At 39.4% G+C, this 13,087-nt stretch carries 12 protein-coding genes, 1 pseudogene and 2 other annotated features; of the genes and pseudogenes, 4 read left to right on the top strand and 9 right to left on the bottom strand.

What is annotated here, in order from left to right; translation table 11 throughout:
• Window positions 1-24 precede the first annotated feature (24 nt).
• The 5 genes and pseudogenes from C5695_RS03920 to C5695_RS03900 form a co-directional block, all read right to left on the bottom strand.
• The gene (locus C5695_RS03920) at window positions 25-591 is read right to left on the bottom strand and encodes a hypothetical protein (protein WP_117729378.1); all 567 of its coding nucleotides are present in this window, start codon (window positions 589-591) and stop codon (window positions 25-27) included.
• Window positions 592-764: 173 nt separating this feature from the next.
• A complete protein-coding gene (gene thrS / locus C5695_RS03915; RefSeq protein WP_117732999.1) occupies window positions 765-2,687 on the bottom strand; it encodes a threonine--tRNA ligase in 1,923 nt (640 codons plus the stop codon).
• Between the two features lie 50 nt (window positions 2,688-2,737).
• Window positions 2,738-2,961, bottom strand: a binding site (T-box leader).
• A gap of 37 nt (window positions 2,962-2,998) precedes the next feature.
• Window positions 2,999-3,221, bottom strand: a binding site (T-box leader).
• A gap of 74 nt (window positions 3,222-3,295) precedes the next feature.
• Complete coding sequence (locus tag C5695_RS03910; protein WP_117729375.1) at window positions 3,296-4,480, bottom strand: DUF1835 domain-containing protein; 1,185 nt, start codon at window positions 4,478-4,480, stop codon at window positions 3,296-3,298.
• 263 nt (window positions 4,481-4,743) lie between these two features.
• Window positions 4,744-4,839, bottom strand: a pseudogene (locus C5695_RS20895) (DNA alkylation repair protein); the annotation flags it as partial.
• Between the two features lie 75 nt (window positions 4,840-4,914).
• Entirely contained in the window at window positions 4,915-5,304 is a 390-nt protein-coding gene (locus C5695_RS03900) for a tautomerase family protein (RefSeq protein WP_117729373.1), read from the bottom strand.
• Window positions 5,305-5,415: 111 nt separating this feature from the next.
• Here C5695_RS03900 and C5695_RS03895 point away from each other — a divergent pair, with 111 nt between their 5' ends.
• Window positions 5,416-6,297: a LysR family transcriptional regulator gene (locus C5695_RS03895; RefSeq protein WP_117729371.1), complete on the top strand. Its 882-nt coding sequence runs from the start codon at window positions 5,416-5,418 to the stop codon at window positions 6,295-6,297.
• A gap of 110 nt (window positions 6,298-6,407) precedes the next feature.
• Here C5695_RS03895 and C5695_RS03890 read toward each other — a convergent pair whose 3' ends face one another.
• From C5695_RS03890 to C5695_RS03875, 4 genes are all read right to left on the bottom strand, one after another.
• Window positions 6,408-6,818 carry a DUF6508 domain-containing protein gene (locus C5695_RS03890; RefSeq protein WP_117729369.1) on the bottom strand — a complete coding sequence of 137 codons (411 nt, stop codon included), beginning with the start codon at window positions 6,816-6,818 and terminating at the stop codon, window positions 6,408-6,410.
• Window positions 6,819-6,990: 172 nt separating this feature from the next.
• Window positions 6,991-7,752, bottom strand: coding sequence for a class I SAM-dependent methyltransferase (locus tag C5695_RS03885; RefSeq protein WP_395940486.1), 762 nt, complete (start codon window positions 7,750-7,752; stop codon window positions 6,991-6,993).
• Between the two features lie 398 nt (window positions 7,753-8,150).
• Complete coding sequence (gene rlmD / locus C5695_RS03880; protein WP_117729365.1) at window positions 8,151-9,536, bottom strand: 23S rRNA (uracil(1939)-C(5))-methyltransferase RlmD; 1,386 nt, start codon at window positions 9,534-9,536, stop codon at window positions 8,151-8,153.
• 102 nt (window positions 9,537-9,638) lie between these two features.
• Window positions 9,639-10,508, bottom strand: a complete 870-nt coding sequence (locus tag C5695_RS03875; protein ID WP_117729362.1) for a DNA-3-methyladenine glycosylase family protein — start codon at window positions 10,506-10,508, stop codon at window positions 9,639-9,641.
• A 431-nt stretch (window positions 10,509-10,939) separates the two neighbouring features.
• On the opposite strand from C5695_RS03875, the gene C5695_RS03870 reads away from it, so the two are divergent.
• The 3 genes from C5695_RS03870 to C5695_RS03860 all read left to right on the top strand — a co-directional run bounded on the left by C5695_RS03870 (window position 10,940) and on the right by C5695_RS03860 (window position 13,069).
• On the top strand, window positions 10,940-11,452 hold the full coding sequence (locus C5695_RS03870) for a stress protein (RefSeq protein ID WP_117729360.1): 513 nt from the start codon (window positions 10,940-10,942) through the stop codon (window positions 11,450-11,452).
• 133 nt (window positions 11,453-11,585) lie between these two features.
• On the top strand, window positions 11,586-12,545 hold the full coding sequence (gene corA, locus C5695_RS03865) for a magnesium/cobalt transporter CorA (RefSeq protein ID WP_117729358.1): 960 nt from the start codon (window positions 11,586-11,588) through the stop codon (window positions 12,543-12,545).
• A 32-nt stretch (window positions 12,546-12,577) separates the two neighbouring features.
• Window positions 12,578-13,069: a DUF2716 domain-containing protein gene (locus C5695_RS03860; protein ID WP_117729355.1), complete on the top strand. Its 492-nt coding sequence runs from the start codon at window positions 12,578-12,580 to the stop codon at window positions 13,067-13,069.
• The last annotated feature ends 18 nt before the right edge of the window (window positions 13,070-13,087 follow it).

Here is a 13,087-nt window from a genome sequence, read left to right as displayed (position 1 = left end):
GTTTCACCTCAAAAAAATAATGTTTTATGGGAGAAGAAAGGTGACAATAAAGCCGACTATGATGATCGCTGATAATAATCCTAAAACCAATGACATCATGTTTGATTCCTTTGTGAAGCCTTTTAACTCACCTTCAGTCGATCGGTCGATTTTTCTAAAGCGATAAAGCAAGCTTAAATTAATAAGGACTAGAGTTACAAATAATAAGAAAAGTAAAAGTATAGGTTGTATGTTTAAGAATGGATTCGTTACATCTTGGAAACTAAATGACTGGAGAAACATCAGACCACTCAATACCACTCTCGAAATATTTTCTAACCTCTTTTCTTTCTCCCACTCTTCCCCCAATTTTTCTTTTTCATAAATAGCTATTTGCTCGAAAATAGGAAAGAATGACTTTGTTGAGCCTTTCTTAATAAAACCATAAATACTTAGAAAGAGCATGATAAATCCTAAACAAAGAAAGAAATGTGTAAATCGAATGTCAGACATTTGAAACAAGATAAAAAAAGCGACGATCATGATGCAGACTATTAAATTAGAGACAGCTATTTGTTTTCTTCTCATCTTTTTCAGTGCAGCTTGTTCCATGTAATACTCCTCTCCGTTTCAAAGGTTTCTGTTGAACGCTCTATCTTTATTACGATTTTACTGAAAAAATGTTTCAATATTTTCCCTTTCTACTGTCAATTCGGCTTTTTTCGCAAATGAAAAGACGCCCATCATTCAATGAACGTCTTATCCTTCATTATGAAATCAGCACATCATATTTGAGCAGCTGTTCTTTCTTTTATTTGCTGAGCTGCCAAGTGTTTAAAGTCGTCAATAGACAGCTGTCTAGATGTCTGTTCTCCATGCTGTCTGATGTTCATTGTTTTTTCTTGCATTTCTGTATCGCCAATGACAGCGATATAAGGGATTTTTTGCATTTGTGCTTCTCTCATTCTATAGCCGAGTTTTTCATCCCGTTCATCGATTGTGACTCTGATTCCAATCTTTCTTAATTGCTGCTGCACCTCAAGGCAGTGGTCGAGGTGAACCTTTGAGACAGGGATGATTTGTACTTGTACTGGAGCCAGCCATAACGGGAAGGCGCCTGCAAAATGCTCGATGAGAATGCCAAGGAAACGATCAAGAGAACCAAAAATGGCACTGTGAATGACAACTGGCCGTACCTTTTCATTCTTTTCATTGATATATGTTAAATCAAATTTCTCAGGCATTTGAAAATCCAGCTGAATTGTGGCGCACTGGTGGCTCCGCTGCAAGGCATCTTTTATATGAAAATCAATCTTCGGGCCATAAAATGCCCCATCTCCTTCATTTAGCTGGTAATCGACCTTTAGCCGATCAAGCACATTTATCAGCGCTGCTTCAGATATATCCCAAATGGCATCATCTCCTAACGCTTTTTCTGGACGAGTGGATAGTTCGACGGAGTACTCAAACCCAAATGTCCGATACACATGATCAACTAATTGGAAAATCTGTTTGATTTCAGCTTCAATTTGATCTTCTCTCAAAAAAATATGAGCGTCATCTTGGCAAAAAGTTCTGACCCTGAACAATCCATTTAATGCGCCGCTAAATTCATGCCGATGCACTTGACCAAATTCAGCCATTCTGATCGGAAGGTCTCTGTATGAATATAGGCTGTTTTTAAATAGGAGCATATGCCCAGGACAATTCATCGGTTTTAAAGCAAAGCTTGTATGATCTACTTCTGAGAAATACATATTTTCATGATAGTGATCCCAGTGCCCCGACTTTTCCCAAAGCTCTTGGTTCATCATAAACGGTGTGCTCACTTCTTCATATTGCGCTTTGTTTCGCACTTCTCTTGAAAAGGCCTTTAATTCATTTCTGACAAGCTGACCTTTTGGTAAATAAAACGGCATACCTGGCGCTTCTTCTGAAAACATAAATAGAGATAATTGCTTTCCTAATTTTCGGTGATCACGCTTGTTTGCTTCTTCCACGAAATGAAGATACTCAGCTAGATGTTTTGGCTGTTGAAATGAGACACCATACACCCGCTGCAATACATCTTGATGACTGTCACCGCGCCAATAAGCCCCTGCCACACGTGTTAATTTAAATGATTTCACGTACCCAGTAGAAGGTAAATGAGGCCCGCGGCATAAGTCGATAAATTCACCCTGCTGATACACTGTGATGGCTTCTTCTGAGGGGAGTCGTTTTAAGATATCCAGCTTATATGGGTCATGTGCAAACAACGATTCAGCTTCTTTGTAAGAGACCTCCATTCTTTGGATGAAATGATTTTCGTTTATGATGTTTTCCATTTCTTTTTCAATTGCAGCCAAATCCTCTACACTCAATGTTTGATTGAGCTTCATATCATAGTAAAATCCATTTTCGATAACAGGTCCGATTCCAAGTGTGACATTGTCATATAACCTTTTCACCGCTTGGGCTAATACGTGTGCAGATGTGTGGCGCAGCACTTCAAGCCCTTCTTTTGAATCAAGTGTGACAATGGATAGCCGAGCATCCCTTTCCAGCTGATGACTTACATCCACTAATTGATCATTCACCTTTCCCGCCACTGCTTTTCTCCTTAAGCTCGGGCTAATATGGGAGGCAACATCCGCGACAGTCGTACCTGCAAAAAACTCCTTTATCTTTCCATCTGGAAATTGAATCTTCACCATTTTTTCTCTCATCACTGACACACCTTTCTTTTTTTGAAATAAAAAAACACATCCATCCCTCATAGAGGGACGAATGTGTAATCCGTGGTTCCACCCAAATTCCCATAATGCGTATTCGCTTTATGGCTCTGGTGCCGTAACGTGGCATTGACGGTATTGGATACTATGATTTCCCCAATACAGCTCAAAGGCGGTAAGACCAATTTTCTGCGTTAGGAAGATTTCAGCGTGACTTCCCTCTCTGGTAACGAGTAAAAATGGCTCATGTCCTTTTCAAAGCAATAACATATGTGAGTGAACAAAAAAAACACACCCATCCCTCATAAAGGGACGAATGTGTAATCCGTGGTTCCACCCAAATTCCCATAATGCGTATTCGCTTTATGGCTCTGGTGCCGTAACGTGGCGTAGACGGTATTGGATACTATGATTTCCCCAATACAGCTCAAAGGCGGTAAGACCATTTCCTGCGTTAGGAAGATTTCAGCGTGACTTCCCTCTCTGGTAACGAGTAAAAATGGCTCATGTCCTTTTCTTCGCTTTTAATTTCTCCATATCTTACATGAAGATGACGGATTATGTAAAGCTTTATTTTGTGTAGTGATACCGAAATTTATTCTTTAAATGAAATGCTGAGTGTATTCACTTGGACTGTATTCAACTTGAAATGCAGGGGAGAAGGCTCGTTTCACTTCTTCGGTGATACGCTCCCCTTCTTGATTGAATTTCTTTTCCATGTCTGCGCCATTTGGCACCAAATCATCTGTCTCTTCGTCAAACCAGCGGCCATACTGTATGTTCCAATTCCAAATCTTCGAGAAAAGTGTATCGTTTATTGGTACATCATCTCTTTCTAAATGACATTGACAATGCCCACAATGAAAAGGTTCACCACCATAATCTCCTTCAATTTTCACAAAAGGATGATCCTCGAATTCTCGACAGCACACCCATTTTTTGAAGCGCTGACCGAATTCTGTCAGTTTAATTGAGTAATAACGCATGGAGGTGCGCCTTCCTTTCATGTCGAAAATCCCTTGGTCAATTAATGACTTAATTCGATACTCAATAAAATCATCACCGATATACTGTTCTAAATGACCGATGACCTCCCCAATTAAGCGTGGAGTTACGATGTACTTCTCTTCTTGCTCGGACTGATGAAGTCGCTTAGCCATCTTCACTAAATAAGCATCAAATTCATCTTCTGGTACGCTGATCGTTTTTCCTTTTTGCCATATCCGCAGCGTATGATTTTCTTTAGTAAATGAAAGCCATTCATTTTGTAATTTTTCTCTTTTTTCTTTTGTCACTGAATGAATATGCTCTTTACTCTCGTACAAAACCTTCAATTTTTCAGATGTGATTTCCCCAGCATGCCGAATATCCATTCGTCTCGTATTTGTATTAAATAGCTGATCAAATGCGATCGTTGTATTGATGAAAGATAATTCAATGTTTTTTTCTTTTAATAAATAGATGGCATATCGCAAGCCAATTTGCTCATGTGCATTAAAGCCTGTCCAGATGAGAATTCGCGTACCGTCTTTTATCTCTTTTATTTGCTGAAGCATTCTATGCTGATCGATGACCACATCATCAAAATAGCCATATTCATTTGACATCACGTGACGAAGCCATTCTATACGCTTCTCCTGTCCTTCATGTTCATGCAAATGGAGAAGGGGTCCAATCGAATAAATGTCATTAAAAGCGATGATCTCATTTACTTGGTCTTGCTTCATTTCACGTAATGCTTGTTTTAAACTACCGGCAGTTGCTGCCCCGAATACGATATGTATCATTATTTTTTCTCCCTTTATCTTACAGTTTATTTCATCTTCACCTATTCATGGTTCCTTCGTCAATTCTATTGAGTCAATTTCATTCAAAAGTATGACAATGAGAGGATAAGATAAAAGATATGTAGAAGACAGAATCGAGGAGACTACATTTTTTAACAAAAAACGAACAACCCCACGAAATGGGGTCATTTGCGTACAAAAATGGAGCTAGCTTTAAGACTTTCTTTTTGAATGTTTGATTGATAGGAAGCCCCTCAAATTATTCACAAATTCCCCTTCACAATCGTTCTTTTGGCTTTCTTAACAATTCTTCTAGTTGCTTTTGTGTCAGAATCCTTTGACCACTGGTCGCACAGGTTCTTTATCTCCAAGTGTTAATTTCACAGTTGGCTTGATTGGTTGATGCATAGCTATTTCCCCTTTCTTTCGTTCCGTTACTTGATCATCTGTGCAAGTCCTTCACCAAAAGACCAATTCTCCAAGCCTGTCTCAATCAGCATAATGAATATATTTTCTTTCCGTATATTGAGTTTGCAATACAATTGATCAGCTATTTCCTTATATAAAGACTGCTTTTGTTCCTGAGTTCTTCCCGAACCACATGTAATTTGGATATATAAAAGACAATGATCTCTCTCGTGACGAAGAAGATAATGGGGATCATAATAAAATTCTTCTTTCTTATGTGAACTGAACACATGAAAGTAGTCTTTTTCAGGTACATGAAACTCTTTCATCAGAGCCTTCATGATCGTTTGGCTAACAGAAGCTAGGCTATCTTTATCGTAAGCATTTTCCATATAACTGACTTTTACAAATGGCATGAATGTCATCTCCCTTTTTCTGACTCACTTCATTTTACATCTCAATATTCGTTTTATATAATTGAATATTATATAAATTTGTATTCATATATCGAATGGAGATTATTAGGAATGGACTTAAAAGAGTTAAAAGCATTTCAAGCCGTGATTCAAGAAGGGACATTCTCAAAAGCCGCTCATAAATTGAATTATGCGCAGTCGACCATAACGAATCAGATCAAACGATTAGAACAGGAGTTAGGTTTTCAATTGTTTGTAAGAGGATGGGAGGCTGAATTAACCCCTTCAGGACAATTGTTTGCCAAAGAGATTGATCAGCTGATTCTCCATTGGAACTTTGTATTAGATCAGTCACAAAAACTCCAAAAGGAAGAGGTCGGAACCTTGAATATAGGCGTCATAGAACCAATCTCTGCCTCTATTCTTCCTTCTGTTCTTCAAACATTCAGGAGTCAAAAACCCAATATCACATGCCACTTTATCATCGGTAATACAGACTTTCTTCACAAACAGCTGCTCAAGGGAGAGATTGATTTCGCCATTGCAGGAGAACCAGTGATGAATACACTTCCGTTTGAAGAGTTGTACAAAGAGGAAATATCTTTTATTATCTCAAAACAGCAGGCAGATCAAGTTGGAACGATTTCTTTGATCAAAGATCTCTATAAACATCCTTTGATCATAGGCGGGGAAAGTTGTTTATATCACATAAAGTTACAAAAGGAGCTCTCAAGGTTAAATGTTGAGCCATTCACTTATACCATCAGCCAGATGTCAGCGATCCCACCATTTCTAAAGGAATTCCCCTCTGTCGGAGTCGTCCTTTCCTCTACCTCATTGTCAGACGAATTTGTGAAAGTTCCAATTGAAATGGAGGACCCTTTTATCCCAATAGGCATCTTATCTCATAAGGAACCACATCTATCTCTGAAAAACACTAAGCAGTTATTGCTTGATCTATTTCGTCAAGAAGCTAAGAAAATACGCATGTGAGCTTATTTCAAAACAGAAGAAATGATTCAAAAAAACCTAGATTTCATTTCATCTAGGTTTTTTAGTGTTTCAATCCATTTATGTTTAAGTTTTTTAGACGCATCCATTTCTTAACCCAAACAATCCAATCTTTCCAGGCATTTGACAATAGCTCCACTTTTTAAAAAATTGAATAGCGCACCCTCGCAAAATCGTTCGGCTCTCACAGCGCCCATCATGAGAGCAAGAACACACTGCGCATTTAAATTAGAGATGTCCACATTCTCCATATCATTCATTTCGGATTCGATGCCGTTTTCTTTGAGGATCTCTCTGTAGCGGGTAAGCTCCAGCTCTTGATGTTGTTCTGCAAAGGTATAGACATCTTCGATAAAGTGACGGACCGTTTCGGAATAATTCACAAAGGGCATCTGGATTGGGTGTTCCGCTGTTCCGTCATTTTCATGATCGATCACCCATTCTCCGATATGGTCTTCGTGAAGCATCGGTATGTATTTTGTTAGGATCTCGAATTGACTCATCGTTATCCTCCTCTATTTTTTTAGAATGTTTTCAAGCCAAACAATATTAGAAGGACACATATGATGAATCGTACGTTTTATTATTTTTCAGCTCATGTATCGTGCATACAGAAGTGGCATTAGTTCAGAATTAAGCTGGAGCCTTCAAATATATCCAAGGCTCCATTTCCAACTAAACTGCTTTAGCTAAAATAATAAACCGGTGTTGTTTTGCGTCAAAATACCCCTTTTGTTCAATGGTTTTATGAATGGTGTATAATTCATCCTTGACATTACTTATTTCAAAACCTGGCACTTGCCAAGGAATTGCTTTCAGATAATACACCAATGCTCCAATATCATAAAATCTTAGAATTGGAAACTCTTCAGCACTTTTCAAAACCTCAAAATTACTCTCCTGTATTTCTTTTAAAGCTAGCTCTAAGTTCCAATCAATAAATTCCTCATTTATTGATACCCCTAGATTCTCATTAATCTCTATGCAATCGAGTCCACCAACTTGTTGAGTTAGAAAAATACCTTCTTTCGAGATAATTCTTCTCACCTCTTTAGATGAAAATGACTCATGTTGATTGATGATAAGATCAAATTTTCCAGCCTCAAACGGAAGAGTTTCATCCTGATCAATTTGAACTACCTTAACGCCTAAAGGTGTTAATCGTTCTTTTGCGATAGGTACATTAGGCTTGTAACCTTCTGTAGCATAAACTGATGTTGGAAAAGGTCTTAACTTTGATAAAAACTCTCCACCACCTGTCCCCATATCTAGCATTGATTTTGCACTTTGAACAAGAGAAGTAGCTACACTACCATATGACCATGAAAGCATCTCACTTTTCATTCTCCCAGTTTCAGATATGAATGAGAAATCCCACCCAACAAAAGGTTCATCTGCTTGTTTTATCAATGAAGAAAACTGTTTGTCATTCATCATAATCCCTCCAATTATCATTTTGCAGTTTTTAATGATGAAATATTTGGCGGGCCTCTTACGAATGTATAAAGTTGTTATATTTCATGTTCTTTCAGTCTCATATTTAATCACTCCCTTTAAAAATACTTAAAATTATATTTAAAGAGTCCTTGCCGAAGACCTTGTTTTTTGACATTTATTTTATATTCATTCAGCTGATATATGAGTGAATCAATAAAATAGGAAAAAATAAGTAGATTGTTAGTTAAAGTAAAACCCCTCCTGTTGGAAGGGTTTTTTCATTTAGTTACTGAACTTTTCTATTGCTGTTTTCGGTCCACCAATTTCGTCTGCTGTGGATCCATATATATCTGGAATCGTTTGACTGCTATTTTGCCCTTCATAGCTGTCATTCCTTTTTATTTAAGGACTAAAGACACCACACACTCCACATGCGCCGTATGTGGGAACATATCGACTGGCTGCATGTATTCGATTTTGTAGTCTTTTGACATGGATTCGAGGTCTTTTGCTAGTGTTGATGGGTTGCAAGAGACGTAGACAAGGCGTTTTGGTTTGACTTGTTTGACGGTGTCTAAGAAGGTGCGTTCGCAGCCTGTTCTTGGTGGGTCGACGACGATGACTTCAGGACGGAAGCCTTCTTTGACCCATTTTGGCAGCCAGTGTTCGGCTGTTCCTGTCACATAGGTCGCGTTTTTCATGCCGTGTTTTTTGGCATTTTTCTTGGCATCATCAATTGATTCTTTGATGACATCCATTCCTCTTACTTCTTTTGCGCCATCTGACAGCCACATACCAATCGTTCCAACGCCGCAATATGCATCGACAACCTTTTCTTTGCCAGTCAGTTTGGCCGCTTTTTTCGCTTCGTCATAAAGCTTCAGTGTTTGCTTCGGATTCAATTGGAAGAAAGCACGTGCACTCAGTTCAAAGGAAACGTCTCCTAAAAATTCTTGGATGACCATGTTGCCAGCTAGATGAGATGTCTTATGACCAAAAATAACTGACGTTTTTTCACCGTTGATATTGTGCATAATGGATGTCACTTCTGGCAGACGTTTTTGAATGGCTTCAGCGATTTCTTTTTTCTTTGGAAATTCAGGCTTTGATGTCACAAGGACGACCTGTACTTCACCTGTTTCAAAGCCGACACGTACGACAATCGAGCGTACGTCGCCTTTTCTTGTCCGTTCATTGTAGACCGATACACCGAATTTCTCTAAAATTTTGCGGACAACGCCCGTTGTTTTATTCGTTTTCGGATGCTGGACGATACATTCCTTGATTGGGACAAGCTTGTGAGAGTTCAGTCCGTAAAGCCCTGCGATGATGTCGCCGCTGTGAGAACGCCCTACTTGGAACTGACTTTTATTCCGATAGTGCCACGGATCTTCCATGCCGATCGTTGGTCTAATGTCGATCTTTTCAACCGACAGTTTTGTATGACGCTCCATTGATTGAATGACAATATCTCGTTTTTCCTTTAGCTGCTGCTCGTATGCCAAATGCTGAAGCTGACAGCCGCCGCACTCTTCGTATACTGGGCATGGCGGTTTCACTCGATGCTCGGAACGTTTTCGTACTTTTCTCACTGTACCTTCTGCATATTTTGCTTGGACATTTGTTGCTTCCACAACCACTTCCTCACCTGGAAGCGCACCCGGGACAAAGACTACTTGCTTTTTAAAATAACCGACCCCTTCCCCATTAATGCCAAGGCGTTTAATGGTAAGCGGGAACTGCTGTCCCTTTTGCAAAAGGGCACCTTGCTGTTTTTCTTTCAATTCATTCTCTCCGTTCTATTTGAAACCTTGATAGGTTGTCTTCATTTTATTCCATCTCATTAGTATATCATGACTTGGACAAAGAGAGAAAATCCCTTTCAATTATTTATCTGTCTCAATACTTCTCCATAAATATAAGGAAGCGTAGCTTAAATAAGGAGTCCACTCCTCGCTTAGTGCTGCCATTTCTTCTTTTGTCGGTTTTTCAGACAGGTCAAAGTGCCGCTTGATGGCGTTTTGAATCCCGATATCTGCCATCGGAAAGAGATTTGGCCTTCCAAGTCCATTCATGAGCACATTTTGAACCGTCCAAGGGCCAATCCCTCTAATTGGAAGAAGACGTTCTTCCACCTCCAGATCAGTTAAATCGGTTAATTCCTCTAAACAAAGAGAACCGCTCACAATTCGTTTTGATACATCAATGACATATTCCGCTTTACGCTGACTAAATTGAAGCTTTCTCAAATCCTCTGTTTCAAGTGAAGCGATGGTATCCGGTAAAGGATCAAACCAAACGCCTTCTATTTGCTCACCGTACGTATGAACAAACCGTTTCGTGAGCTCATAAGCAAACGCCAGATTGAGCTGCTGATGAATGATGCATTTCATCAAACAATGATATAAATGAAAATCCAGCATAAGCGGCGTCCCGATATGGCGCTCAAAAATGGGGGCAAGATTTGTTTGAGAAAAATGCTCGTGCACAGCTTGTAATTGATGCTCCATACCAAATATCCGCTTCACCTCAGATATGAGAGGTTCCTCTGGGCCGTTTGCCTGCACCCGGAACGTGGGCACTTCTTTTGTTCCCGTAGCTTGAACGACGACAACGTATGGTTTTTGTTCTAATCTCATCGGCACTTTGATTTCTCGTTTATTCAAATCGACTGCTTTTAATGGATCACTCGATAAGCGTCTGAGCACTTGATCAAAGTGATATGGCGGTTCAACGGTCAGCTCTTTTTCCCACATGTTGTCCTCTTCCTTTCTGCACACTCGCAGATGTGATTGTTTCACTTTGCATGAATGATTCTCTAGATTGAATACTTTTAAATATAAAGAGTACAAGAATTTATCAGTTATATCTTCCTTATTTACGGTCATTTTCCTTTTGAATCAAGGAACATTTTTAGTCGAATTCAGCTAACATTCGACAATCATCTTCAAAATTTTAGGATCATCTTCCTTAAATTAGAAATAAAACCTTTGGTCGATATCTTCCTATTTAAAAATATTTGTATAATTATGACATATCAAGGAGGTGAACAAAGGAATTAGCGGATTAGGCAATCATTTGTTATATCTTGCAGGAACATATTTACCTCATTGATCACCGGCTTCACCTAGTTTCACTTTTTACGAAAAAGAAGACCCGAAATTTTAAAACAAAGGAGATCCGACCAATGAAAAAAACCATTCTTTCTGTAGCCCTTGCCACTGCTGTTTCTTCGACACTGCCAGTATTTGCTGATGCTGCTGAACAAAAAACGTCAACACCCGTTTCTACTACACTTCAGCAAACCGTTTTAAACAAAGCTGCTGAAGGTAAAGCTGGGACGACAGCTAGTCCTAATGTTAATGTAAACTTCGATGTTCTTGGGATTGCCAATGCGATTGTTAACGCGGTAAACTCAAATGCAAACCGTCCTGGATTCGTTAAAGGCGTGATGGAGAGCACATTCTATGCCGCTGGCGGCAGATATAACGTCATGGTCTTTAACCTAAGCCAAAATTATGAAGACCGTTTTAACGGTGTTAAAACTTTCGCCACTGCTAACCTTGGTAACGTTGTTTACGGTATTTGGGTATTTGAAAGCGGTACCTTTAAAAACAACGGCGATGGCGGCTGGGATAACTGGGCGTTCAGAGGCTGGTTTGACCGTCAAGATAAATTTGTTACGTTCCGTCGTCCTTAATTCTCGATTTTATCCATCAATCATACACGCACATTGGACCGATCTCAGTGATGAGATCGGCTTTTTTTATGGAGAACACGTATAAGTTCACCCGCACTGCTTCATGATATAATGCAAGTCTGGAGGGGTGCACATGCTGAAAAAAATTGCAGTGACAAAAAACGGTGACTTGATTGAACATGCAACATTGCAGCAGCTTTCAAGCCCCGATATCGCCTGGTATTGGATTGATTTTCATGCGCCAACAGAAAAGGAAGCAGCACTTTTGAAGGAATACTTTCAGTTCCATCCGCTTGCGATTGAGGATTGTTTCCATTATTTACAGCGGCCGAAGCTTGATTTTTATGAAGGGTATTTATTTTTCGTGCTTCATGCCCTAAATCAAAAAACGCTTCGATATGAGGAAGTCGATCTGTTTGTTGGCGAAAACTATATCGTGACCTTTCATTTGAAGGAAGCGCCCTACATTGATCGCGTCATTCGAAAGCTCAAAGGGTCTGATAAAGCACGGCAGAGCGGACCAGAGCATATGGCTTATATGCTGATTGATCAGCTTGTCGATGATTATTTCCCTATTATTTATCAAATTGAGGACAGGCTGAATGAAATCGAGGATGAAGAAGGTCATAAAACATACGGAACGCTGATGAACGAAGTATTTGGAATTCGATCCGATTTGCTCAAGCTGCGCAGAACGATTATCCCAATGAGAGACCTTTTATATCGTATTGTGAACACAAATATGATGAAAAGCGATACGAATCGGCAAGCGTATTTTAATGATATTTATGATCACCTTTTGAAACTAACCGAGATCGTCGAGTCAAACCGTGATATGACGGCCGATTTACGAGACAGCTATCAAACGCTGAATTCCAATCGAATGAATGCGATCATGATGACATTGACCATTGTGTCGACCATTTTTATCCCACTGACCTTTATTGTGGGAGTATACGGAATGAACTTTGATAATATGCCTGAATTACACTGGAAATATGGTTATTTTGGCGTGCTGATTTTCATGGGTCTGCTCGTTTCGAGTATGCTTTTATGGTTTAAGCATAAAGGGTGGTTCCGCATATTCAAATAATGTGTAGAGAGAATGGTTGAGGAGGCGGTTAGATGAAAAACTGGATTCCATTGTCTCATCAAGAACAAAAGCTCGTATGGGAGACGCTCTATCGAGATTTCAAATTTCATCCGAGTCTCTCTCGATTTCCCTCATTTCGGGTACCTTCTCCTTTCGTTACATATGATATTTCTGCTTATTTTGAGGACTCTTCCCTTCTACATGCTGATGAAGACCTTGAAGAGAAAGCATTACTTGTTTTTCAAGAGCTTATCAGAACAGACGAATATATGCTGGCACTTGATTGGCAGCACGAATGCTACTGGATCACACCATACGGCTCATTTGAAAAAGATGAATTTGGAGAATGGACAGTGCCTGTGCTTCCGAACGGGGATTATTATTTCTTTTTATCAAAAGAGATGCATTGGGGCTTGCTAGGACATCCTTGGGAGCAAAGTATCACAATTTTTGGTGAGGGCTTGATTGATTCTTTCTCGCGCCATCATCCGATTTTGTTTCAGCGTAAAATAAGAGAAGGATAAAGAAAAAGCTCGCAGGTG

The sequence above is a fragment of the Bacillus pumilus genome, from assembly GCF_003431975.1.
In the GTDB taxonomy this organism is placed as follows: Bacteria; Bacillota; Bacilli; order Bacillales; family Bacillaceae; genus Bacillus; species Bacillus pumilus_N.
The sequence above is the reverse complement of the archived record's forward strand: the minus strand, read 5'-3'. Positions and strand labels throughout refer to the sequence as shown.

Coding starts and splice junctions, on each gene's coding strand:
- C5695_RS03920 (WP_117729378.1), bottom strand. CDS start 591: ATGGAACAAGCTGCACTGAAAAAGATGAGAAGAAAACAAATAGCTGTC.
- C5695_RS03910 (WP_117729375.1), bottom strand. CDS start 4,480: ATGATACATATCGTATTCGGGGCAGCAACTGCCGGTAGTTTAAAACAA.
- corA (WP_117729358.1), top strand. CDS start 11,586: ATGCTGAAAAAAATTGCAGTGACAAAAAACGGTGACTTGATTGAACAT.
- C5695_RS03895 (WP_117729371.1), top strand. CDS start 5,416: ATGGACTTAAAAGAGTTAAAAGCATTTCAAGCCGTGATTCAAGAAGGG.
- C5695_RS03885 (WP_395940486.1), bottom strand. CDS start 7,752: ATGATGAATGACAAACAGTTTTCTTCATTGATAAAACAAGCAGATGAA.
- C5695_RS03875 (WP_117729362.1), bottom strand. CDS start 10,508: ATGTGGGAAAAAGAGCTGACCGTTGAACCGCCATATCACTTTGATCAA.
- thrS (WP_117732999.1), bottom strand. CDS start 2,687: ATGAGAGAAAAAATGGTGAAGATTCAATTTCCAGATGGAAAGATAAAG.
- C5695_RS03900 (WP_117729373.1), bottom strand. CDS start 5,304: ATGCCATTTGTAAAAGTCAGTTATATGGAAAATGCTTACGATAAAGAT.
- C5695_RS03870 (WP_117729360.1), top strand. CDS start 10,940: ATGAAAAAAACCATTCTTTCTGTAGCCCTTGCCACTGCTGTTTCTTCG.
- C5695_RS03890 (WP_117729369.1), bottom strand. CDS start 6,818: ATGAGTCAATTCGAGATCCTAACAAAATACATACCGATGCTTCACGAA.
- C5695_RS03860 (WP_117729355.1), top strand. CDS start 12,578: ATGAAAAACTGGATTCCATTGTCTCATCAAGAACAAAAGCTCGTATGG.